Below are 23,311 nucleotides of genomic sequence, written 5' to 3'. Positions count from 1 at the left end.
ACAGGACCGGAACATGACCGAACTCGAATTCCAATCGCTCGCGAACGAAGGCTACAACCGCATTCCGCTGATCGCGGAAGCCCTGGCCGATCTCGAAACGCCGCTGTCCCTCTACCTGAAGCTGGCGCAGCCGGAACGCGGCGGCGCCAACTCGTTCCTGCTCGAATCGGTGGTCGGCGGCGAACGCTTCGGCCGCTACTCGTTCATCGGCCTGCCGGCCCGCACGCTCGTGCGCGCTCGCGCCGGCGTCTCCGAAGTGGTGCGCGACGGCCAGGTCGTCGAAACGCACGACGGCGATCCGTTCGAATTCATCGCCGCGTTCCAGGCGCGCTTCAAGGTCGCGCAGCGTCCGGGCCTGCCCCGCTTCTGCGGCGGCCTCGCCGGCTACTTCGGCTACGACGCGGTGCGCTACATCGAGAAGAAGCTCGCGCACACCGCGCCGCGCGACGATCTCGGCCTGCCCGACATCCAGCTGCTGCTGACGGAGGAAGTCGCCGTCATCGACAACCTGGCCGGCAAGCTGTACCTGATCATCTACGCCGATCCGGGCCAGCCCGAGGCGTACACGAAGGCGAAGCAGCGCCTGCGCGAGCTGAAGCAGCGGCTGCGCGCGACCGTGCAGCCGCCCGTCACGTCGCCGAGCGTGCGCACCGAGACGTTCCGCGAGTTCAAGAAGGACGACTATCTGGCCGCCGTGCGCCAGGCGAAGGAATACATCGCGGCCGGCGAGCTGATGCAGATCCAGGTCGGCCAGCGCCTGACGAAGCCGTATCGCGACAACCCGTTGTCGCTGTACCGTGCGCTGCGCTCGCTGAATCCGTCGCCGTACATGTATTACTACAACTTCGGCGATTTCCACGTGGTCGGCGCGTCGCCGGAAATCCTCGTGCGCCAGGAGAAGCGCGGCGACGACCAGATCGTCACGATCCGCCCGCTCGCCGGCACGCGGCCGCGCGGCAACACGCCGGAACGCGACGCGGAACTCGCGACCGAGCTGCTCAACGATCCGAAGGAGATCGCCGAGCACGTGATGCTGATCGACCTCGCGCGCAACGACGTGGGCCGCATCGCGGAAATCGGCTCGGTGCAGGTGACCGACAAGATGGTGATCGAGAAATACTCGCACGTGCAGCACATCGTCAGCTCGGTCGAAGGCAAGCTGAAGCCCGGCATGACGAACTATGACGTGCTGCGCGCGACGTTCCCGGCCGGCACGCTGTCGGGCGCGCCGAAGGTGCGCGCGATGGAGCTGATCGACGAGCTCGAGCCGGTCAAGCGCGGGCTGTACGGCGGCGCCGTCGGCTACCTGTCGTTCTCGGGCGAGATGGATCTCGCGATCGCGATCCGCACCGGCCTGATCCACAACGGCAACCTGTACGTGCAAGCGGCGGCCGGCGTCGTCGCGGATTCGGTGCCCGAATCCGAATGGCAAGAGACCGAGAACAAGGCGCGCGCGGTGCTGCGTGCGGCCGAACAGGTCCAAGACGGCCTCGACAGCGACTTCTGACCGGAGACTGACCATGCTGCTCATGATCGACAACTACGACTCGTTCACCTACAACCTGGTCCAGTACTTCGGTGAACTGGGCGAGGACGTGCGCACCTATCGCAACGACGAGATCACGCTCGACGAGATCGCGCGCCTGAATCCCGCCGCGATCTGCCTGTCGCCCGGACCGAGCAACCCGCAGCACGCGGGCATCACGCTCGACGTGCTGCGCGAATTCGCGGGCAAGAAGCCGATCCTCGGCGTGTGCCTCGGCCACCAGGCGATCGGCGAGGCGTTCGGCGGCCGCGTCGTGCGCGCGAAGACCATCATGCACGGCAAGGTGAGCCGGATCGAAACCGACTGCCGCGGCGTGTTCGCGGACCTGCCGAAGCACTTCGACGTCACGCGCTACCACTCGCTCGCGATCGAGCGCGAATCGCTGCCGGACTGTCTCGAGATCTCCGCGTGGACCGACGACGGCGAGATCATGGGCGTGCGCCACAAGACGCTGCCGATCGAAGGCGTGCAGTTCCACCCGGAATCGATCCTGTCCGAGCACGGCCATGCGCTGCTCGAGAACTTCCTGAAAGACGCGCGCGCAGCCGCCGCGCACACTGCCTGACCGGAGCCTCACGATGACGATCACCCCACAGGAAGCGCTGCAGCGCACGATCGAGCACCGCGAGATCTTCCACGACGAGATGCTGCACCTGATGCGGCTCATCATGCGCGGCGACATGTCGCCGGTGATGGCCGCCGCGATCATCACCGGCCTGCGCGTGAAGAAGGAAACGATCGGCGAAATCACCGCCGCCGCGACCGTGATGCGCGAATTCGCGAACCACGTGCACGTGGCGGACAACTCGAATTTCGTCGACATCGTCGGCACCGGCGGCGACGGCTCGCACACGTTCAACATCTCGACCGCGACGATGTTCGTCACGGCCGCGGCCGGCGCAAAGGTCGCGAAGCACGGCAACCGCGGCGTGTCGAGCAAGTCCGGCAGCGCCGACGTGCTCGAGGCGCTCGGCGTCAACATCGACCTGAAGCCGGACCAGGTGGCCGCATCGATCGCCGAGACCGGGATGGGCTTCATGTTCGCGCCGAACCACCATCCGGCGATGAAGAACATCGCGGCCGTGCGCCGCGAGCTCGGCGTGCGGACGATCTTCAACATCCTCGGCCCGCTGACCAATCCGGCCGGCGCGCCGAACCAGCTGATGGGCGTGTTCCACCCGGACCTCGTCGGCATCCAGGTGCGCGTGATGCAGCGCCTCGGCGCGCAGCACGTGCTCGTCGTGTACGGCAAGGACGGGATGGACGAGGTGTCGCTCGGCGCCGCGACGCTCGTCGGCGAGCTGCGCGACGGCGAGGTGCACGAGTACGAGATCCATCCGGAGGACTTCGGCCTGCAGATGGTGTCGAACCGCTCGCTGAAGGTGGAAAATGCCGACGAATCGCGCGTGATGCTGCTCGGCGCGCTCGACAACCAGCCGGGCGTCGCGCGCGAGATCGTTACGCTGAATGCGGGCACCGCGCTGTATGCGGCGAACGTCGCCGCGTCGATCGCCGACGGCATCCAACTCGCCCGCGAGGCAATCGCGAGCGGCAAGGCGCGCGCGAAGGTCGACGAGCTGGTGCGCTTCACGCAGCAGTTCAAGCGCTGATCCGCCCTTTCGAACCCGAATCAAGCACGAGACTCCCATGAGCGACATCCTCGAACGAATCATTGCCGTCAAGCGCGAAGAAATCGCGGCGGCCATGCGCAGCACACCGCTCGAAGCGCTGAAGCTGGACGCGTCCGCGCGCGACCTGCGCGACTTCGTCGGCGCGCTGCGTGCGAAGCACGCGGCCGGCCAGCCCGCCGTGATCGCCGAAATCAAGAAGGCCAGCCCGTCGAAGGGCGTGCTGCGCGAGCACTTCGTGCCGGCCGACATCGCGCGGTCGTACGCGACGCACGGCGCCGCCTGCCTGTCGGTGCTGACCGACGAGCAGTTCTTCCAGGGCGGCGTCCGCTATCTGGAGGAAGCGCGCGCGGCCTGCACGCTGCCGGTGCTGCGCAAGGACTTCATCGTCGATGCGTACCAGATCCTCGAAGCGCGCGCGATGGGCGCCGACGCGATCCTGCTGATCGCCGCCGCGCTCGACACGCCGTTGATGCAGGACCTGGAGGCGTATGCGCACTCGCTCGGTCTCGCGGTGCTGGTCGAAGTGCACGACCGCGACGAGATGGAGCAGGCGCTGACGCTCAAGACGCCGCTCCTCGGCATCAACAACCGCAACCTGCGCACGTTCGAAACGTCGATCCGGACCACGCTCGACATGCTCGACATGATCCCGCCGGACCGGATCGTCGTGACCGAATCGGGCATCCTGTCGCGCATCGACGTCGACACGATGCGCGCGGCGAACGTGAACACGTTCCTCGTCGGCGAGGCGTTCATGCGCGCCGAGCAACCGGGTGAAGAGCTCGCGCGGATGTTCTTCTGATGGCGATCGAAAAGGAAATCAAGCTCGCGCTGCCGGCCGGACAGGCCGCGGCCGCGCAGCAATTCTTCGCGACGCTGACCGGCGAGCCCGGCCGCGAGATCGCGCTCGCGAACGTCTACTACGACACGCCGGATCTCGCGCTCGCCCGCTCGAAGAGCGCGGTGCGCGTGCGCCGCGCGCCGCACGGCTGGCTGCAGACGTTCAAGACGGTCGGCACCGCGGAAGGCGGGCTGCATCGGCGTCACGAATGGGAGCTGCCGGTGGCCGGCGACGCGCTCGAGATCGACGCGCTCGTCGCGGCGTGCGACGTGGCTGAAGCCGCCGCCGCGCTGCGCAGCGCGGCGCCCGCGCTGCGCGCGCTGTTCCGCACCGATTTCACGCGCACGCTGTGGCGCATCGCGATCGGCGGCGCGACCGTCGAAGCGGCGGTGGATCTCGGCGAGATCGTCGTCCAGGCCGAAAGCGAAACGCGCCGTGAACCGATCAGCGAAATCGAACTCGAACTGATCGACGGCCCGGAGTCGGCGCTCGCGACGCTCGCCGCCGAGCTGCAGCAGGCGCTGCCCGGCCTCGTCCCCGAAAACATCAGCAAGGCGCAGCGCGGCTACCGGCTGCGCGCGCAATAATCACGCATGGCAACCCGCAAGACTTCCCGCGCGCCGCAGCAGGCGTCGCTGTTCGACGATCTCGTCACCGATACACCCGCCGGCTCCCCGTCATCCAAGGCCGCCGCCCCCGCGGCTCCGGCGACTGACCCAACTTCGGCCGCCCCGGCCGCCCCGGCCGCGCCTGCCGCGACGCCGGGTGACATCCAGCATCTCGCCGCCCAATTCGACGCGCTGCCCGACGCATGGCGCGAGGTCCTCGCGCCGTTCGTCGCCAGCGACGCCTATGGCCCGCTGTGCCGCTTCGTCGACAGCGAACGCGCCGCCGGCAAGACCGTCTATCCGACCGACGTGTTCCGCGCGCTGCGGCTCACGAGCCCGGACGACGTGAAAGTCGTGATCCTCGGCCAGGACCCGTATCACGGCGACGACCGCGGCACGCCGCAGGCGCACGGCCTCGCGTTCTCGGTGCCGCCGGCGGTCAAGCCGCCGCCGTCGCTGCGCAACATCTTCAAGGAAATCGCCGCGAACTTCGGCCACGACACGCCGCGTCACGGCTGTCTCGACTCGTGGGCGCGCCAGGGCGTGCTGCTGCTCAACACCGTGCTGACGGTCGAGCGCGGCGCGGCGGCCAGCCACGCGAAGCGCGGCTGGGAGCAATGCACGGACACGCTGATTCACGAGCTGGCGAACCGCCATCGCGGGCTGGTGTTCATGCTGTGGGGCGCGCACGCGCAGGCCAAGCGCGCGCTGTTCGACGCCAACGCGCATTGCGTGCTCGAAGCGCCGCATCCGTCGCCGCTGTCCGCGCATCGCGGCTTCCTCGGCTGCCGCCATTTCGCGCTCGCGAACGATTACCTCGCGGCGCACGATCGCGCGCCGATCGACTGGCGCCTGCCGGACGAGGCCGAGACGTTCGCGTAACGCCGCCACGTTTGCGCCCCACAGGCAAAAACGCCGCGCACCTTCCGGTACGCGGCGTTTTTGTTTGCCTTGGCTGACGGACGCGCCGCCACCGGCCTTACGCGGCGGCGATCGCTTCGCGTGCGCTGGCGAGCGCCGCACCCTGCGCATCCGGCCCAAGGTTCAGGCCTTCCGCATGAATGAAGTTCACGTCGGTCATGCCCACGAAGCCGAGGAACGTGCGCAGGAACGGCGTCTGGCTGTCGTTCGGCGTACCGAGGTACTTGCCGCCGCGCGCCGTCACCACGTGCACCTTCTTGCCCTTGATCAGGCCTTCCGGGCCGTTCTCGGTGTAACGGAACGTGACGCCGGCGCGTGCGATCCAGTCGAAGTACGTCTTCAGTTGCGACGAGACGCCGAAGTTGTACATCGGCGCGCCGATCACGACGATGTCCGCGGCTTGCAGCTCGGCGATCAGCGCATCGCTCTTCGCGACGATCGCATTCTGTTCCGCGCTGCGCTGGTCGGCCGGCGTGAAGAACGCGCCGAGCACCGATTCGTCGAGATGCGGCAGCGCGTCGGCCAGCAGATCACGGACCACGACCTTCGCGCCGGGGTTCGACTGTTGCAGCTTTGCCGTCAGTTCATTGGCCAGCAGCGTGGACTGCGCGCCTTGCGTACGCGCCGCGGAATTGATTTGCAGAATGGTCGTCATGTCGGGCTCCAGTTGGTTTGCGCTTGTGCAGCGCGAGTGACGCCATTGTGCTCGGCGCCCTCATCCCGAAAAAGCAGGCTCAGGGCGACGGATTGTTGCAGCAGCAGAACAATGCATGATTGCGCCCTCATTACGCACCGATTGCTGGAGCCCGCCCGCTCAGCCCTTCAGCCAGGCTTCCCGCGCGGTGTGCAGCGCCGCCGGCTTCGCCGCGGCGGTGAGCTTGTAGCGCGCGACCTCGGGGCCATCGAGCTTCAGCTTCGCGGTGCGCAACTCGTCGCGGCGGAATGCGTGAATCTCGACCTTGTCGCCCGGCCGGTAGCGCGCGAGCAGCGCGTCGAGGTTCGTGCCGGTCACGCGCAGCCCGTCGAGCGCGATCAGCGTGTCGCCGGCCGACAGCCCGGCGCGGTGCGCGGCGCCGCCCTCGTAGACCGCCGCCAGCGTGCAGTCCGCGCCGCCGCGCAGGCGCGCGCCGATCGTCGGCTTCGCCTGCGCGCCGTTCGCGCCGAGATCCGGTTCGAGGGTCACGCCGAACGGCGCGAGCAGGTCGGCGAGCGGCAGGTCACGCGTGCCGTGCACCGCATCGGCGTACAGGCGGCCGAGCGCGACGCCGGTCGCCTCCTCGATCAGCGCCTCGACTTCATCCTCGCCGACGCCGGCCTGCTTGCCGCGATAGAAGTCGCGGCCGTAGCGCTGCCACAGCAGCCGCATCACGTCGTCGAGCGACTTGCGCTGGCGGGTCTGCGCGCGGATCGCGAGATCGAACGCGAGCGCGACGAGCGAGCCCTTCGTGTAGTAGCTGACGATCGCATTCGTCGCGTTCTCGTCCTGCCGGTAGTACTTGATCCACGTGTCGAACGAGCTTTCGGCGACGCTCTGCTTCAGGCGGCCGGTGCCGCGCTGCACGCCGCCGATCGTGCGGCCGAGCGTCGCGAAATATTCGGCCTGCGACATCAGCCCGCTGCGCACCAGCATCAGGTCGTCGTAATACGACGTGAAGCCTTCGAACAGCCACAGCAGCGACGTGTAGTTTTCCTGCGCGAGGTCGTACGGCACGAAAGCCGCCGGCTTGATGCGCTTCACGTTCCACGTATGGAAGTACTCGTGGCTGCACAGGCCGAGATACGTGCGATAGCCTTCCGACGCTTCCGGGCGGCCCTTCACCGGCAGATCGGTGCGGTTGCAGATCAGTGCGGTCGATGCGCGATGCTCGAGACCGCCGTAGCCGTCGCTGACCGCGAGCGTCATGAACACGTAGCGGTCCATCGGCGCCTGCTTCGACTTCGGCTCGAACAGCGCGATCTGCGCTTCGCACACGCGCTTCAGGTCAGTGCGCAGCCGCTCCATGTCGAGCTGCGTCACGCGCCCCGCGACCACGATGTCGTGCGGCACGCCGTGCGCGTCGAAGGTCGCGAGCGCGAATTCGCCGATCGTCACCGGATGATCGATGAGTTCGTCATAGTTCGATGCGCGATACGCGCCGAACGCGTAGCGCTTCGTGCCGCGCGCCTCGGGCAGCGCAGTCGCGACGCGCCACGTGCGGAACGCCGCGCCCGCGGGCTTTGCGATCTCCACCTCGCACGGCGCGTCCTCGCGGCCGACGGCGCCCAGGAACACCGCCGTGCCGTTGAAGAAGCCGCCCGTGTCGTCGAGGTACGCGGAGCGCACCGACAGGTCCCACGCGTAGACGTCGTAGCGCAGCGTCAGCGCGCCCTTCACCGGCGCGGCCTGCCAGCTGCGCTTGTCGGTCTTCGCGACGCGCACCTTGCGGCCGGCTTCGTTGAACGCCTGCAGCGTCACGATGTTGCGCGCGAACTCGCGCACGAGATAGCTGCCCGGAATCCACACCGGCAGTGAGAACCGCTGCCCTTCGGGGTCGGGATCGGCGACCGTCACCGACACCTCGAACAGGTGCGCGGCAGGATCTTTCGGGGCAATCGAATAGCGGATCGGCGTTTTCATCGTGGGAATCGGTCGGGGAGGCGGCGTCAGAAACGACGAGAGGCGCCGGGCGGGAACCCCGTGCGCCCCTCGCGCCGGCCGGGCCTGGCGGCCCGGCGCATCAATCGGTTACTTGTTCGAAGCGAGCGCCTGATTCAGCTGCTCGGCGGACACGGCGCCCGGCAGGCGGCGGCCGTCCGGCAGGAAAATCGTCGGCGTGCCGGTGACGTTCATCCCGCGGCCGAGCGCGAGGTTCTTGTCGAGCGCGCTCGTGTCGCAACTTGCGGCGTTCGCCGGCGCGCGATGGTCGAGCATCCAGCCCTCCCACGTCTTCGCGCGGTCGGTCGCGCACCAGATCGCCTTCGACTTCGCGGTCGAATCCGGCGACAGCACCGGGTACAGGAACGTGTAGACCGTGACATTGTCGACCGACTGCAGCGTCGTCTCGAGCTTCTTGCAGTACGGGCAGTTCGGATCGGAGAACACGGCGATCTTGCGCGCGCCGTTGCCCTTCACGACCTTGATCGCATTGGCGAACGGCAGGCTCGCGAAGTCGATCTTGTTGATTTCGGCGAGGCGCGCCTCGGTCAGGTTCTTGCGCGTTTTCGCATCGACGAGATCGCCGAGCAGCACGTAGTCGCCGGACGCGTCGCTGTAGATGATCTGCGAGCCGAGATTCACTTCGTACAGGCCGGCGACCGGCGATTTCGCCACGCTCTTGATCGGCGCGTCGCTGCCGAGACGGGTCTGCAGCGTCGCTTTCAGCTTGTCGGTGGTCTGGTCAGCCTGCGCGGTGCAGCCCAGCGTCGCCGCGGCGACGGCCAGCGCCAGCGAGGCGATGCGGATCGTTTTTTTCATCGAGGTCTTCCTTCAGCTCATTCGGAGTGCACGGCACAGTGTACGCCGTAACGGAACCGACTCCGACCCGGGAAGTGTACGAAGGTTCGCTCAACCGAGCGCGGCGGACACGAGCCAGCGCTTGACGAGCGGCTGCGCGCCGACGAACGCCATGCCCGCATTGCGCACCGCCTTCGCGAACGGGCCGGGCGCCGCGAACAGCCGCTGCAGGCCGTCGGTCGCGATCATCAGCGCGCGGATGTCCTCGCGGCGCGACCGCTCGTAGCGGCGCAGCAGCACGGTATCGCCGAGGTTGCGGAAGCTCTCCTTGCCTGCGATCGCATCGGCGAGCGCGGCGACGTCGCGCAGCCCGAGGTTCATCCCCTGGCCCGCGAGCGGGTGGATCAGGTGCGCGGCGTCGCCGACCAGCGCGACGCGGGGCGCGATCAGCTTGTCGACGGTCTGCAGCGCGAGCGGGAAGCCGGCCGCCGGCGTCACGCATTCGAGCGTGCCGACCTGCCCGTGCGAGACCCGCTCGACTTCGGCCGCGAGCTGCGCGGGATCGAGCGTCAGCAACTGGTCCGCATGCGCGGTGTGCGCCGACCAGACGAGCGACACGTGGCCGTCCGGCAGCGGCAGCAGCGCGACGATCTCGCCGTCGCGGAACCATTGATACGCGGTCTCGCGGTGCGGCAGCGACGCCTTGAAGTTCGCGACGACGCCCGTCTGCCGATAATCGCGCCGCTCCACCTTGGCCCCCATTTGCGAGCGGACCCACGAATGCGCGCCGTCCGCGCCGACGACCAGGTCGGCTTCGAGCACCTGCCCCGACGACAGCGTGAGCACGGCCGCGTCGTCGCGCACGTCGAAACCCTGCGCGCGCGCGTCGAACCACGTCAGGTTCGGCTGGAACCGCAGCGCGGCGTCGAGCGAGGTCTCGATCAGCGACGATTCGACGATCCACGCGAGCTGCGGCACCGACGCCTGGTACGCGGAGAAATGGAGTTCGGCGTGCGCGTCGCCGTAGACGCGCATGTCGTAGACGGGCGCAAGCCGCGTGTGATCGAGCGCCTGCCAGACTCGCAGCCGTTCGAGCAGCGCCTGCGAGCTGGACGACAGCGCGTAGATGCGCGTGTCGAACGCGAGATCGGCGGGGCGCGGCGTCGCCGGCTGGGCGAGCAATGCGGTCTTGTAGCCGGATTGGGTCAGCGCGAGCGCGGCCGTCTTGCCGACGAGCCCGCCGCCGACCACGGCGACGTCGAAGATGTGGTGGGCAGTCATGGCGGGCATTATAGCCGCGGGGCCAAACCCTTATGCGGCCGGACTTTGCGGGAAATCAGGGGAATCGCTGGATAGCGCCGCCGCGGTCGGCCGCACGGCGTCGTCCGTTCGGCCGACACCCGGAAACCGGCGCGGCGGCACGGTACAATAGCGCCTTTGAACGCCGGCTCGTCGCGCGATGCGACGGCCGCCCCCTTGTCCCGCGCCGCCGCGCCCCGCCCGGCCGCGCCGCTTCACCCGTTCGAAGGATTCCATGAGCCTCAAATGCGGCATCGTCGGCTTGCCCAACGTCGGCAAGTCCACCCTGTTCAATGCGCTGACCAAGGCCGGCATCGCCGCCGAGAACTATCCGTTCTGCACGATCGAGCCGAACGTCGGCGTCGTCGAAGTGCCGGACACGCGCCTGAAGGCGCTCGCCGAGATCATCAACCCCGAGCGCGTCGTGCCGGCCGTCGTCGAATTCGTCGACATCGCGGGCCTCGTCGCGGGCGCGAGCAAGGGCGAAGGCCTCGGCAACCAGTTCCTCGCGAACATCCGCGAAACCGACGCGATCACGCACGTCGTGCGCTGCTTCGAGGACGAGAACGTCATCCACGTCGCCGGCAAGGTGAGCCCGATCGACGACATCGAGGTGATCAATACCGAACTCGCGCTCGCCGACCTCGGCACCGTCGAGAAGGCGCTCACGCGCTACTCGAAGGCCGCCAAGTCGGGCAACGACAAGGAAGCGGCGAAGCTCGTCGCGGTGCTCGACAAGGTGCGCGCGCAGCTCGACCAGGGCAAGGCCGTGCGCGGCCTCGCGCTGTCCGACGACGAACAGGCGCTGCTCAAGCCGTTCTGCCTGATCACCGCGAAGCCGGCGATGTACGTCGCGAACGTGAAGGACAACGGCTTCGAGAACAACCCGCACCTCGACGCGGTACGCAAGTACGCGGAAAGCGAGAACGCGCCGGTCGTCGCGGTATGCGCGGCGATCGAGGCGGAAATCGCCGATCTCGACGACGCGGACAAGGAAGCGTTCCTCGCCGACATGGGCATGGACGAGCCGGGCCTCGACCGCGTGATCCGCGCGGGCTTCAAGCTGCTCGGCCTGCAGACCTACTTCACCGCCGGCGTGAAGGAAGTGCGCGCGTGGACGATCCACGTCGGCGATACGGCCCCGCAGGCGGCCGGCGTGATCCACACCGACTTCGAGCGCGGCTTCATCCGCGCGCAGACGATCGCGTTCGACGACTTCATCGCGTACAAGGGCGAACAGGGCGCGAAGGAAGCCGGCAAGATGCGTGCGGAAGGCAAGGAATACGTCGTGCATGACGGCGACGTGATGAACTTCCTGTTCAACGTCTGAACGAACGGCCGGCATCGGCCGGCCCGTCTCCTGCAAGCCCGCGGCCCACGGTGGTCGCGGGCTTTTTTGTTGCGGCTGCCACATGCGCCCGGCGACAGGCGAAAACGTCGCCACGCATCCGAAGACTTGCGCAGCGGGTTATCCGATTATTTCGATTTTGTTCACTATAGCCATCGCCGACATCATTCGATTCATTTTCAAAAGCGGCAACGCCACAAGAACAACCAATTCAATCAAAAAATCAGATGTTTTAAAAAAGATCCCACCAGTACAATGACTCGCCTCCCATACCAAAACAAAATAATCAGAGGCGAAGAAGTCGCTTTATACGATCAATCACAATCATATAAGGGGCTGACCAATGAAAAATCATCACAACCCATTTCGAGGTGCCTCAGTCGCGCTGGCCGTGTTGTGCATGCATGCAGGGCCGCTGTACGCGCAATCCCTCCCCGGAATTCCCGATCCCGCGGCGGTCGGGCTGACGCCGGGTGTCGGGCAGAACGGCGCGCCGACCGTATCCGCGTGTTTTTATAATTACCGCACGCACGTTTCCGCCGGCTTTCCCACCCAGATCGCATCGGGCTGGATCGTCACCAATCAGCTCAATAATCCGCAATGCATTCCGCCCGGCGGACTTCCGGGTCCCAATTGGCAGGAAATGACGTATTTCAGAGACATGCCCGTGGGATCGACCATCTCGGCCTGCTGGAGTTTTTCGTGGCCGGCCAACTGGCAACCGATTGGCTATACCACCGATCCGTCGAAGTGCGGCTACTATCCGAGCGGTCCCATACCGGGCGCTCAGCCCAATGTCGTATTCCTGAAACGGACGCAATGACGCCGCCCAACCGCCCTGCGCAGGCTTGCCCCGGCTCCCGCCGGGGCCACGCCCCTTACCGCAGGCTCGCCGACACCTTCCCCGCCGGCTCGCGCGCCACCCGCGCCCGCCGGTTGAGCCACGACGCGGCCAGCACGATCAGCGCAAGCACCGCCGTCGCGCCCACTTCCATCCGGTGATCCTCGCTCACCAGCATCACGGTCAGCGTGCTGCAGATGAACACGATCACCGCCCACGTGAGCCACGGGAACATCCACATCCGCAGCGTCAGGTTCGCGCCGCTGACGTCGAGAATCCGGCGCATCCGCAGCTGCGAGATCGCGATCACGAGATACACGAGCAGCGCGATCGCGCCCGACGTCGCGAGCAGGAAGCCGAACACGTGCTCAGGCATCAGGTAGTTCGCGATCACGGTCAGGAAGCCGAACGCGGTCGACGCGAGCACCGCCGCGCGCGGCGTGCCGGTCGAATCGGTGCGATGCAGGAACGCGGGCGCATCCTGGCGCTTCGACAGCGAGAACAGCATCCGCGATGCGGTGTACAGCGCCGAGTTCAGGCAGCTCGCGACCGACACCAGCACGATCACGTCGATGATCGCCTTCGCGTGCGGAATGCCGATCAGCTCCATCGCGCGCTGATACGAACCGTGCGCCGGCAGCAGCGGGTCGTTCCACGGCACGATCGCCGCGACGACGAGGATCGAGCCGAGATAGAAGAGCGTGATGCGCCAGATCACCGAATTGGTGGCGCGCACGATCTGGCGCTGCGGGTTGTCCGATTCGGCGGCCGCGATCGTGACGATCTCGGTGCCGAGGAACGAGAACATCGTCGTCAGCATCGCCGCGAGCACCGCGCCGGCGCCCTTCGGCATGAAGCCCTCGTGCGCGAACAGGTTCGATACGCCCGATACGCTCGGCACCGGCAGCAGCCCGACGATCGCCGCGCCGCCGATCGCGAGGAACACGACGATTGCGACGACCTTGATCAGCGCGAACCAGAATTCGAACTCGCCGTAATGCTTGACGGAGAAGAGGTTGGTGAGCGTCAGCACGGACGTGATGCCGAGCGCGAAGACCCACGTGGCGACGCCCGGGAACCAGGCATTGAGAATGGTCGCGGCGGCGGTCGCCTCGATCGGGATCACGAGCACCCAGAACCACCAGTACAGCCAGCCGATCGTGAAGCCCGCCCAGTGGCCGATCGCGCGATCGGCGTAGGTCGAGAACGAGCCGCTGTCCGGATGCGCGACGGCCATTTCGCCCAGCATGCGCATCACCAGCACGACCAGCACGCCCGCGATCGCGTACGCGAGGATCGATGCCGGGCCGGCTTCCGCGATCGCGTGGCCGGAGCCGACGAACAACCCCGCGCCGATCACGCCCGCAATCGACAGCATCGTCACGTGGCGTTGCTTCAGGCCGGTGCCGAGCCCTGACTTGCTTCCATTCATGTGTCTCTCTCCAAAAAACGGTTCCGGCATGGCCGGGTATCGCTTGAAGGCGGCGCTGGGGATTGTCGTTATCGATCCGGACTCGGCGCGGCGTGCGGCGCACGTCGGCCCAAGGCCGGATTCCCGGCCGCTCGGTCAGGGTGCGCCGCGCAGGTCTGCGAAACTGCGGGCGCGATGCGTATCGACGCATCGCGGCGCCCTTCCGTCGGCATCGTGTTCAGCCGCCTTCGAAGCGATGGAGTGTAAGCATCAAACGGTTCGCGACTAAGAACCAATTGACGAATTTCGATGGAACCACTCGTTGCATCGACGGGAACCGATGCAACAAACGCGCCGCCTCGGCTACCATGCTGGCGCGCGCGGGCCGCCGTCGCACGCCCGATACCAAGAACCGAGAGAGACCATGCCCTTGCCCGCCTTGCACACCCCGCACGCCACGCGGCTCGCGCGACTGTCGGTCGCGCTGCTGATCGCGTGCGCCGCCGTCGCCCCGCACCACGCGCTCGCCTATCGCGCGCCGCAGACCTACGGCAACGAAGCCGACCTCGACCGCCACGACACGTACCGGAATCGCGACGGCGAAACCGTGCATGCGCCGGCGCGCTCGAAATCGGGCCGCGCGCCCGAAGGCGCGAGCGCGCGCTGCCGCGACGGCACGTACAGTTTCAGCCGCCATCGGCGCGGCACGTGCTCGGGGCACGGCGGCGTCGCCGCCTGGCTCTGACCGCGCGAAACGGCCGCGCCGCGCCAGCGCCGGCCGGCGGCGAAGTACAATAGCCGCTCTCGCCGCCGACATGCGGCGACACCGGGCGACACCGCCGCACCTCACGCGGCACGCTCCGTACCGAATCACCCGACGCCGCCACGCGAGTTCGCCGAGCGGCGGTCCCAACTTCTGACTCTCACATCCACATGGCCCAATACGTTTTCACGATGAACCGGGTCGGCAAGATCGTGCCGCCCAAGCGCCAGATCCTGAAGGACATCTCGCTGTCGTTCTTTCCCGGCGCGAAGATCGGCGTGCTCGGCCTGAACGGCTCGGGCAAGTCGACGCTGATCCGCATCATGGCGGGCGTCGACAAGGACATCGAAGGCGAAGCGACGCCGATGCCGAACCTGAACATCGGCTACCTGCCGCAGGAACCGCAGCTCGACCCGACGAAGACGGTGCGCGAAGCCGTCGAGGAAGGCCTCGGCGACCTGTTCCAGGCGAACAAGAAGCTCGAGGAGATCTACGCGGCGTATGCCGAGCCGGACGCCGATTTCGACGCGCTCGCGGCCGAGCAGGCGAAGTACGAGGCGATCCTCGCGTCGAGCGACGGCGGCAGCCCCGAGCAGCAGCTCGAAGTGGCCGCCGACGCGCTGCGCCTGCCGCCGTGGGACGCGAAGATCGAGCACCTGTCGGGCGGCGAGAAGCGCCGCGTCGCGCTGTGCAAGCTGCTGCTCGAGAAGCCCGACATGCTGCTGCTCGACGAACCGACCAACCACCTCGACGCCGAATCGGTCGACTGGCTCGAGCAGTTCCTGGTGCGCTTCCCGGGCACCGTCGTCGCGGTCACGCACGATCGCTACTTCCTCGACAACGCGGCCGAGTGGATTCTCGAGCTCGACCGCGGCCACGGCATTCCGTGGAAGGGCAACTACAGCAGCTGGCTCGACCAGAAGGAAGAGCGCCTGAAGCAGGAAGAAGCATCGGAATCGGCGCGCCAGAAGGCGATCAAGAAGGAACTGGAATGGGTGCGCCAGAACCCGAAGGGCCGCCAGGCGAAGTCGAAGGCGCGTATCGCGCGCTTCGAGGAGCTGAACAGCCAGGAATACCAGAAGCGCAACGAGACGCAGGAAATCTTCATTCCGGTCGGCGACCGCCTCGGCAATGAAGTGATCGAGTTCAAGAACGTCAGCAAGGCGTACGGCGACCGCCTGCTGATCGACAACCTGAACTTCAAGATCCCGGCCGGCGCGATCGTCGGCATCATCGGCCCGAACGGCGCCGGCAAGTCGACGCTGTTCCGGATGCTGACGGGCAAGGAGCAGCCGGATTCGGGCGAGATCGTGATGGGCCCGACGGTGAAGCTCGCCTATGTCGACCAGAGCCGCGACGCGCTCGACGGCTCGAAGACGGTGTTCGAGGAAATCTCGGGCGGCGCCGACATCCTGACGGTCGGCAAGTATGAAACGCCGTCGCGCGCGTACATCGGCCGCTTCAACTTCAAGGGCGGCGACCAGCAGAAGATCGTCGGCAACCTGTCCGGCGGCGAACGCGGCCGCCTGCACCTCGCGAAGACGCTGATCGCCGGCGGCAACGTGCTGCTGCTCGACGAACCGTCGAACGACCTCGACGTCGAAACGCTGCGCGCGCTGGAAGATGCGCTGCTCGAATTCGCGGGCTCGGTGATGGTGATCTCGCACGACCGCTGGTTCCTCGACCGGATCGCGACGCACATCCTGTCGTTCGAAGGCGATTCGCAGGTGACGTTCTTCGACGGCAACTACCAGGAGTACGAAGCCGACAAGCGCGCGCGCCTCGGCGAGGAAGCCGCGAAGCCGCACCGCCTGCGCTACAAGCCGATCAGCCGCTGACCGGGCGGCCGGGGGTTACGGCTCCCGGATCGGCAAAACGACAAAGCGGGCCATGCGCCCGCTTTTTTTTCCGACGGCCGCGCGCCCGCCGCCTACGCGAGCGCGCCCAGTTCGCGCAGCCGCGCCTCGGTGGCCGCGCCGCTCGTGTGGTGAATGCCGTGCCAGCCGAGCGCCGTCGCGGCGGCGGCGTTGTTCGCGTTGTCGTCGATGAACGCCAGCTCGTGCGGCGCAATGCCCGGCAGATGCGGGTCGATCCGCGCGTGCATCTCGCGGTAGATCGCCGGATCGGGCTTCACGAGCTTCACGCGGCCCGACACGACGATGTCCTTGAAGCGCCGCAATACCGGGAAGTGCTCCCAAGCATACGGAAACGTCTGCGCCGACCAGTTCGTGAGCCCGAAGATCGGCATCCCCTGCGCGTCGAGCCGGTCGACGAGCGCAACGCCCTCCGCGAGCACGCCGCCGATCATCTCGTGCCAGCGCGCATAGAACGCGCGGATCAGCGCCTCGTGCTCCGGAAACTTCGCGACGCGTTCCGCCGTGCCTTCCTCGATCGTCTGCCCGCCGTCCTGCCTGATCACCCAGTCCATCCCGCACACGTGCGTGAGGAACCGGCGGCGCTCGGCGTCGTCCGGGATCAACTGCTTGTACAGATACTCCGGGCTCCAGTCGATCAGCACCCCGCCGAAATCGAACACGACTGCCTTGATCGTCATGCGAACTCCGTGGCGAGCACGTCGGCAAGCGTGCGCGGCGTCACCGCGTTGCCCGACAACGAGTTGTTTTTCCAGATGAAGTGATGGTGCGCGACGATCTGCGCGGCCGTCAGGTGCGCGCGCTCGTTCGTCGTATGCAGGTCGGACACGACCGTCGTCCGGTAGCCGAGCAGCGCCGCGCGGCGGGCCGCCGAATCGACGCAGAACTCGGTCGCGTAGCCGCAGATCAGCACCGAACGGATGCCGTGACGGTCGAGCTGCGCCGCGAGCGGCGTCTCATGAAACGAATCGCCGACACACTTGCGAATGCGCCAGTCGCCGTCCGCGGTCGCGAGATCCGCATGCAGTTCCCAGCCGGGCGTGCCGGGCACGATGTCGTCGTCCGCGTCGCCGTCGTGCTGCACGAAGCAGACGGGCGCGCCCGCGGCCCGCGCCGCCGCCGTCAGCCGGTTGATGCCTGCCACCACGTCGTCGAGCCGGTAGGCGGGCCTCGCCCGCTGCACCAGCCCGCGCTGCATGTCGATCACCAGGACTGCCGTGTCCGCCATCTTTCGCCCTCGATGTGATTGTCGTTGGAACCGAAACCGCGCACGCCCCGCATCAGATCGGCTGCGTGCGCGCCTCGAGCCATGCCTTCGCGTCGCCGCTCACGTGCCGGCCGACGCGCTCGCGCACCGTCGCATGGTACGCGTTGAGCCACGCGCGCTCCTCCTCGTGCAGCATTTCGACGAGCACGCAACGCGTGTCGATCGGACACAGCGTCAGCGTCTCGAACGCGAGGAAATCGCCGAACTCGGTCTGCCCCGCCGCGCGGTTGACGACCAGGTTCTCGATCCGGACGCCCCACTTGCCGGGCCGGTACAGGCCCGGCTCGATCGACGTGATCATCCCCTCTTCCATCGCGGTGTACGGCTCGGCCGGCGCGTAATGCGAGATCACCTGCGGGCCCTCGTGCACGTTCAGGAAATAGCCGACGCCGTGACCGGTGCCGTGGCCGTAGTCGAGCCCGGCCGCCCACATCGGCGCGCGCGCGATCGCGTCGAGCATCGGCGAGCGGATGCCGCGCGGGAAACGCGCGCGCGACAGCGCCATCATCGACTTCAGCACGATCGTGAAGTCGCGCCGCTGCAGGTCGCCTACCATGCCGACCGGCACGACGCGCGTGATGTCGGTCGTGCCGCTCACGTACTGGCCGCCCGAATCGATCAGCAGCAGGCCGTCGCCGGCGATCGTCGCGTGCGATTCCGGCGTCGCGCGGTAATGCGGCATCGCGCCGTTCGCGTTGAAGCCGGCGATCGTCGCGAAGCTCCGCGACACGTAGCCCGGACGGCGCGCGCGCGCCGCCGTGAGCCGCTCGTCGATCGTCAGCTCGGTGATCGTGTCGCGGTTCACCGCCTGCTCGAACCATGCGAAGAATTCGGCGAGCGCCGCGCCGTCGTGCTCCATCGTCACGCGCACGTGCTCGATTTCGGCGGACGTCTTGCGCGATTTCGCGAACGTCGACGGATTCACCGCCTCGATGAGCTTCACGCCGGCCGGCACCGCCTCGAGGGTGCCGTAGGTCACGCGGCGCGGGTCGATCAGCAGCGTCGCGCCGTCGGGCAGCGCCGCGAGCGCCGCGCGCGCGGCGTCGTACGCCCGCACGTCGACGCCGTCCTGCGCGAGCGATGCCGCAAGCGCCGGCGACACCTTGCCGCCGGCGACGAACAGCGTCGCGCGCTCGGCGCCGATCAGTGCGTGCGCAACGAATACCGGATTGAAGCTGACGTCCGCGCCACGCAGGTTGAAGAGCCATGCGAGATCGTCGAGGGTCGACACGAAATGCCACTGCGCGCCCTGCGCGCGCATCGCGCGGCGCACGTCGGCGAGCTTGCTCGCGCGCGTCGTGTCGGCCTGCGGCGCGGCGTGCTCGAACACCGCGTCGTCGGGCAACCCCGGCCGCTCGGGCCAGATCGCGTCGAGCAGGTCGAGATCGGTGCGCAGCGCGATGCCGCGCGCGCTCAGCGCGGCGGACAGCGCGCGCGCCGCCGCCATGCCGAGCACCGCGCCGTCGACGCCGACGGTCGCGCCGGACGGCACGTTCTGCGCGAGCCAGTCGACGTGCGGCGCGCTCTGCTGGCCGCCCGTCATCTTCATCAGCTGCACGCCGCTGCCGGCCAGCTCCGCGTCGGCCTGCACCCAATAGCGGCTGTCGACCCACAGCCCCGCGAAATCGGCGGTGACGACGAGCGTGCCGACCGAGCCCGTGAAGCCCGACAGCCAGCGGCGCGCCTGCCAGCGCTCGGGCAGGTATTCGGACAGGTGAGGATCGGCGGACGGCACGAGATACGCGGCCATGTTCTCGCGGGCCATCGCGCCGCGCAACAGTGCGAGACGCGCCGGCGTCGACGAGTCTTCGGGAAAACGGGCATTCATGATTTCACCTGCGGGCAATCAGCGACGAGCCGCCAGCGCGACCGTCAAGGCCACGGCGACGAACGCAACGCCGGTACAGACCGGCCATTCGAGCGTCTCGCCGTCGTAAAAGAGTCCCGAGAGATTGCCGGCCATCTTGGCGGCGGCCGCGCCGGCGATGCCGACGAGCGCCACGACCCACCACGCCGGCCGGCCGGTGCGCCGCAGCGGGTGCAGCCCCCGGCCGAACAACCCGACGGCCGTTCCCAGAACGATGATTCCAAACCAGTTCATTCAACGCCCCTAACAATTTCAGATTCGTCCCATAGGCGTGAACGATTCCTGCGGCTAGCATCGACCCATCCATCGAACCCGAGATCAGCAGGGTACTTGCCGCGCAACATTCGAGTTTAGGGGCCGACCCGACGCCATGGCAAGCGCTCACCGGCTGTCGTAATGAAGAAATTCCCATGCGAATCGCTCTGATCGATCCGGATGCGCGTCATGCCGCGCTGATGAATCGCCTCCTCTTCGCGGGCGGACACCTCTGCCACCCGTTCCCTTCCAGCGCGCGGTGCCTCGAGTGGCTCGCCACCGAAACCTGCGACCTGCTGATCACCGGCGACTGGGCCGGCGACCAGCCCGCCGAGGAAGTCATCCCCCTCGCCCGCGCGCTCCTGCCCGGCCTGCCCGCGATCGCCGTGATGCGCATGCCGCGCGAAAGCGAGATCGTGTCGTGCCTGCACGCGGGCGCCGACGACTGCATCGCCAGGCCGGTGAGCGGCCCCGAACTCCTCGCGCGCGTCAACGCGCTGATGCGGCGCGCGGGCGTCCGGCGCCCGCCGAACCGCTCGCGCGATACGTATGGAGAATACGCATTCGACGCCACGCACTGCCTCGTGCGCTTCGGCGACGAGATCGTGTCGCTCACGCCGAAGGAATTCCGCTTCGCGCTGCTGCTGTTCGCGAACCTGTCCCGCCCGGTGTCGCGGGCCCATATCCTCGAAACGGTCTGGGCACGCCGGCGCGACACGAGGTCGCGCACCCTCGACACCCACGCGTCCCGGCTGCGCAGCAAGCTGCGGCTGCTTCCGGAGCACGGCTACCGGCTGCTGCCGCTCTACGGCTACGGCTATCAGCTCGACCGGGTGCCGATCGAACCCCCGAATCTCCGCCCCAGTCTCGCGGACGCCCGGTACGCATCGAGTGAGGAAATCGCTGAAACGCTATAATATGGGGCTAAACGATAGCCCTTGATATGCAACTCCTCACGATCGGAATCAATCACCACACTGCGCCTGTCGCCCTGCGCGAACGCGTGGCGTTTCCGCTCGAGCAGATCAAGCCGGCTCTCGCGACGTTCAAGAGCGTGTTCCTCGGCCCCCAGGCGCCCAACGCGCCCGAAGCGGCGATCCTCTCCACCTGCAACCGCACCGAGCTCTACTGCGCGACCGACGACCGTGCGGCGCGCGAGGGCGCGGTGCGCTGGCTGTCGGAGTATCACCGGATCCCGGTCGACGAACTCGCGCCGCACCTGTACGCGCTGCCGCAGTCGGAAGCGGTCCGGCACGCATTCCGCGTCGCGTCGGGCCTCGACTCGATGGTGCTCGGCGAAACCCAGATCCTCGGCCAGCTGAAGGACGCGGTGCGCACCGCGTCGGAAGCCGGCGCGCTCGGCACCTACCTGAACCAGCTGTTCCAGCGCACCTTCGCGGTCGCGAAGGAAGTGCGCGGCACGACCGAGATCGGCGCGCAGTCGGTGTCGATGGCCGCCGCCGCGGTGCGCCTCGCGCAGCGCATCTTCGAAAACGTGGCCGACCAGCGCGTGCTGTTCATCGGCGCCGGCGAAATGATCGAGCTGTGCGCGACGCACTTCGCCGCGCAAGGCCCGCGCGAACTGGTGGTCGCGAACCGCACCGCCGAGCGTGGCCAGAAGCTCGCCGAACGCTTCAACGGCCGCGCGATGCCGCTGTCGGACCTGCCGGCGCGGATGCACGAATTCGACATCATCGTGTCGTGCACCGCGTCGACGCTGCCGATCATCGGCCTCGGCGCGGTCGAGCGCGCGGTCAAGGCGCGCCGCCACCGGCCGATCTTCATGGTCGACCTGGCCGTGCCGCGCGACATCGAGCCCGAAGTCGGCAAGCTGAAGGACGTGTTCCTCTACACGGTCGACGATCTCGGCGCGATCGTGCGCGAAGGCAACGCGTCGCGCCAGGCCGCGGTCGCGCAGGCCGAGGCGATCATCGAGACGCGCGTGCAGAATTTCATGCAGTGGCTCGACACGCGCAGCGTCGTGCCGGTGATCCGCCACATGCATACGCAGGCCGACGCGCTGCGCCGCGTCGAAGTCGAGAAGGCCCAGAAGATGCTCACGCGCGGCGACGATCCGGCCGCGGTGCTCGAAGCGCTGTCGCAGGCGCTGACCAACAAGCTGATCCACGGCCCGACGAGCGCGCTGAACCGCGTGAACGGCGCCGACCGCGATTCGCTGATCGACCTGATGCGCGGCTTCTACCAGCACGCGCCGCGCTCGAACGACCAGTCAGGCCACTAGCGCCGACCGATCGCCGCGCCGCCGGCTCGCCAGCCGGCCTATCCTTTCCGAATACCTTGCCCGGGAGCGCCGCTCCACATCATGAAGACGAGCATGCAACGCAAGCTCGACCAGCTTTCCACACGGCTGGCCGAACTGAACGACCTGCTGAGCCGCGAGAACGTCACGGCCGATCTCGACCAGTACCGCAAGCTGACCCGCGAGCACGCGGAGCTCGACCCGGTCGTCGGGCAATACGCGCTGTGGCGCCAGTCGCTCAGCGACGAAGCGGCGGCGCAGGAGCTGCTCGCCGATGCGTCGATGCGCGACTTCGCCGAGGACGAGATCCGCAGCGCACGCGACCGGATGGTCCAGCTCGAAGTCGAGCTGCAGAAGATGCTGCTGCCGAAAGACCCGAACGACGACCGCAACATCTTCCTCGAAATCCGCGCGGGCACCGGCGGCGACGAGTCGGCGCTGTTCGCGGGCGACCTGCTGCGCATGTACCTGCGCTTCGCGGAGCGCCAGCGCTGGCAGGTCGAGATGATGTCGGAGAGCGCGTCGGATCTCGGCGGCTACAAGGAAGTGATCGTGCGAATCGCGGGCCAGGGCGCGTACTCGCGCCTGAAGTTCGAATCGGGCGGCCATCGCGTGCAGCGCGTGCCGGCAACCGAGACGCAGGGGCGCATCCACACGTCCGCGTGCACGGTCGCGGTGATGCCGGAAGCCGACGAGATCGGCGAGGTCGAGATCAATCCGGCCGACCTGCGGATCGACACGTTCCGCGCGTCCGGCGCGGGCGGCCAGCACATCAACAAGACCGACTCGGCGGTGCGCGTCACGCACCTGCCGACCGGCATCGTCGTCGAGTGCCAGGACGACCGTTCGCAGCACAAGAACAAGGATCGCGCGCTGAAGGTGCTCGCCGCGCGGATCAAGGACAAGCAGTATCACGAGCAGCACGCGAAGGAAGCCGCGACGCGCAAGAGCCTGATCGGCTCGGGCGACCGCTCCGAACGGATCCGCACGTACAACTTCCCGCAGGGCCGGATGACCGATCACCGGATCAACCTGACGCTCTACAGGCTCGAAACGATCATGGACGGCGACCTCGACGAACTGATCGCCGCGCTCGTCAGCGAGCACCAGGCCGAGCAGCTCGCGTCGCTCGGCGACGCCGACTGA

At 67.7% G+C, this 23,311-nt stretch carries 22 protein-coding genes; 13 read left to right on the top strand and 9 right to left on the bottom strand.

Translation table 11 applies throughout. The features are described from left to right. Positions 1–13 precede the first annotated feature (13 nt). From trpE to KY49_RS01030, 6 genes are read left to right on the top strand one after another with little or no spacing between them, the layout of a single operon-like run. Positions 14–1,507 carry an anthranilate synthase component I gene (gene trpE, locus KY49_RS01055; RefSeq protein ID WP_042583029.1) on the top strand — a complete coding sequence of 498 codons (1,494 nt, stop codon included), beginning with the start codon at positions 14–16 and terminating at the stop codon, positions 1,505–1,507. A gap of 13 nt (positions 1,508–1,520) precedes the next feature. Next, the gene (locus KY49_RS01050) at positions 1,521–2,111 is read left to right on the top strand and encodes an aminodeoxychorismate/anthranilate synthase component II (RefSeq protein ID WP_042583028.1); all 591 of its coding nucleotides are present in this window, start codon (positions 1,521–1,523) and stop codon (positions 2,109–2,111) included. 13 nt (positions 2,112–2,124) lie between these two features. Continuing rightward, positions 2,125–3,156, top strand: coding sequence for an anthranilate phosphoribosyltransferase (trpD, locus tag KY49_RS01045; RefSeq protein ID WP_042583027.1), 1,032 nt, complete (start codon positions 2,125–2,127; stop codon positions 3,154–3,156). 37 nt (positions 3,157–3,193) lie between these two features. After that, the gene (gene trpC, locus KY49_RS01040) at positions 3,194–3,979 is read left to right on the top strand and encodes an indole-3-glycerol phosphate synthase TrpC (RefSeq protein WP_010092810.1); all 786 of its coding nucleotides are present in this window, start codon (positions 3,194–3,196) and stop codon (positions 3,977–3,979) included. Beyond that, positions 3,979–4,605: a CYTH domain-containing protein gene (locus KY49_RS01035; protein ID WP_042583026.1), complete on the top strand. Its 627-nt coding sequence runs from the start codon at positions 3,979–3,981 to the stop codon at positions 4,603–4,605. Before trpC ends, KY49_RS01035 begins: the two co-directional genes overlap by 1 nt. A gap of 6 nt (positions 4,606–4,611) precedes the next feature. Next, on the top strand, positions 4,612–5,508 hold the full coding sequence (locus KY49_RS01030) for a uracil-DNA glycosylase (RefSeq protein ID WP_042583025.1): 897 nt from the start codon (positions 4,612–4,614) through the stop codon (positions 5,506–5,508). 97 nt (positions 5,509–5,605) lie between these two features. Here the strand turns inward: KY49_RS01030 and KY49_RS01025 are convergent, their stop codons facing one another. The 4 genes from KY49_RS01025 to KY49_RS01010 form a co-directional block, all read right to left on the bottom strand. Next, positions 5,606–6,202: an FMN-dependent NADH-azoreductase gene (locus KY49_RS01025; protein ID WP_042583024.1), complete on the bottom strand. Its 597-nt coding sequence runs from the start codon at positions 6,200–6,202 to the stop codon at positions 5,606–5,608. A gap of 159 nt (positions 6,203–6,361) precedes the next feature. Next, positions 6,362–8,164, bottom strand: coding sequence for a M61 family metallopeptidase (locus tag KY49_RS01020; RefSeq protein WP_042583023.1), 1,803 nt, complete (start codon positions 8,162–8,164; stop codon positions 6,362–6,364). Positions 8,165–8,272: 108 nt separating this feature from the next. Continuing rightward, the gene (locus KY49_RS01015) at positions 8,273–9,001 is read right to left on the bottom strand and encodes a DsbC family protein (RefSeq protein WP_010092815.1); all 729 of its coding nucleotides are present in this window, start codon (positions 8,999–9,001) and stop codon (positions 8,273–8,275) included. Positions 9,002–9,091: 90 nt separating this feature from the next. Further along, positions 9,092–10,270 carry a UbiH/UbiF family hydroxylase gene (locus KY49_RS01010; RefSeq protein ID WP_042583022.1) on the bottom strand — a complete coding sequence of 393 codons (1,179 nt, stop codon included), beginning with the start codon at positions 10,268–10,270 and terminating at the stop codon, positions 9,092–9,094. A gap of 244 nt (positions 10,271–10,514) precedes the next feature. On the opposite strand from KY49_RS01010, the gene ychF reads away from it, so the two are divergent. Further along, on the top strand, positions 10,515–11,609 hold the full coding sequence (gene ychF, locus KY49_RS01005) for a redox-regulated ATPase YchF (protein WP_042583021.1): 1,095 nt from the start codon (positions 10,515–10,517) through the stop codon (positions 11,607–11,609). A gap of 418 nt (positions 11,610–12,027) precedes the next feature. Then, on the top strand, positions 12,028–12,450 hold the full coding sequence (locus tag KY49_RS34925; protein WP_088507028.1) for a hypothetical protein: 423 nt from the start codon (positions 12,028–12,030) through the stop codon (positions 12,448–12,450). Between the two features lie 55 nt (positions 12,451–12,505). Here the strand turns inward: KY49_RS34925 and gabP are convergent, their stop codons facing one another. Further along, on the bottom strand, positions 12,506–13,900 hold the full coding sequence (gene gabP, locus KY49_RS01000) for a GABA permease (protein WP_042583020.1): 1,395 nt from the start codon (positions 13,898–13,900) through the stop codon (positions 12,506–12,508). 403 nt (positions 13,901–14,303) lie between these two features. On the opposite strand from gabP, the gene KY49_RS00995 reads away from it, so the two are divergent. Together KY49_RS00995 and ettA are read left to right on the top strand one after the other, a co-directional pair. Further along, complete coding sequence (locus KY49_RS00995; protein ID WP_042583019.1) at positions 14,304–14,624, top strand: DUF3761 domain-containing protein; 321 nt, start codon at positions 14,304–14,306, stop codon at positions 14,622–14,624. Between the two features lie 188 nt (positions 14,625–14,812). Beyond that, positions 14,813–16,480 carry an energy-dependent translational throttle protein EttA gene (gene ettA / locus KY49_RS00990; RefSeq protein ID WP_010092822.1) on the top strand — a complete coding sequence of 556 codons (1,668 nt, stop codon included), beginning with the start codon at positions 14,813–14,815 and terminating at the stop codon, positions 16,478–16,480. A gap of 92 nt (positions 16,481–16,572) precedes the next feature. Here ettA and KY49_RS00985 read toward each other — a convergent pair whose 3' ends face one another. The 4 genes from KY49_RS00985 to KY49_RS00970 are packed head-to-tail and all read right to left on the bottom strand — an operon-like array spanning position 16,573 to position 19,884. After that, positions 16,573–17,196: an HAD family hydrolase gene (locus KY49_RS00985; protein ID WP_042583018.1), complete on the bottom strand. Its 624-nt coding sequence runs from the start codon at positions 17,194–17,196 to the stop codon at positions 16,573–16,575. Beyond that, positions 17,193–17,744 carry a cysteine hydrolase family protein gene (locus KY49_RS00980; protein WP_042583017.1) on the bottom strand — a complete coding sequence of 184 codons (552 nt, stop codon included), beginning with the start codon at positions 17,742–17,744 and terminating at the stop codon, positions 17,193–17,195. The genes KY49_RS00985 and KY49_RS00980 overlap by 4 nt, the downstream gene beginning before the upstream one ends. Positions 17,745–17,796: 52 nt before the next feature. Continuing rightward, positions 17,797–19,611: an aminopeptidase P family protein gene (locus KY49_RS00975; protein WP_042583016.1), complete on the bottom strand. Its 1,815-nt coding sequence runs from the start codon at positions 19,609–19,611 to the stop codon at positions 17,797–17,799. Positions 19,612–19,629: 18 nt separating this feature from the next. Then, the gene (locus KY49_RS00970) at positions 19,630–19,884 is read right to left on the bottom strand and encodes a hypothetical protein (protein WP_042583015.1); all 255 of its coding nucleotides are present in this window, start codon (positions 19,882–19,884) and stop codon (positions 19,630–19,632) included. 176 nt (positions 19,885–20,060) lie between these two features. Between KY49_RS00970 and KY49_RS00965 the strand changes: the two genes are divergently transcribed. From KY49_RS00965 to prfA, 3 genes are all read left to right on the top strand, one after another. Further along, positions 20,061–20,822: a response regulator transcription factor gene (locus tag KY49_RS00965; RefSeq protein ID WP_042583014.1), complete on the top strand. Its 762-nt coding sequence runs from the start codon at positions 20,061–20,063 to the stop codon at positions 20,820–20,822. A 26-nt stretch (positions 20,823–20,848) separates the two neighbouring features. Further along, positions 20,849–22,147 carry a glutamyl-tRNA reductase gene (gene hemA / locus KY49_RS00960; protein ID WP_042583013.1) on the top strand — a complete coding sequence of 433 codons (1,299 nt, stop codon included), beginning with the start codon at positions 20,849–20,851 and terminating at the stop codon, positions 22,145–22,147. Positions 22,148–22,228: 81 nt separating this feature from the next. Beyond that, positions 22,229–23,311 (top strand): peptide chain release factor 1, encoded by a 1,083-nt coding sequence (gene prfA / locus KY49_RS00955; protein ID WP_042583012.1) that lies wholly within the window; start codon positions 22,229–22,231, stop codon positions 23,309–23,311.

Origin of the sequence: Burkholderia sp. MSHR3999 (genome assembly GCF_000833595.1) — a bacterium.
GTDB lineage: Bacteria > Pseudomonadota > Gammaproteobacteria > Burkholderiales > Burkholderiaceae > Burkholderia > Burkholderia ubonensis.
Note: the sequence above shows the minus strand (reverse complement) of the source record. Positions and strands in the feature narration are given on the sequence as shown.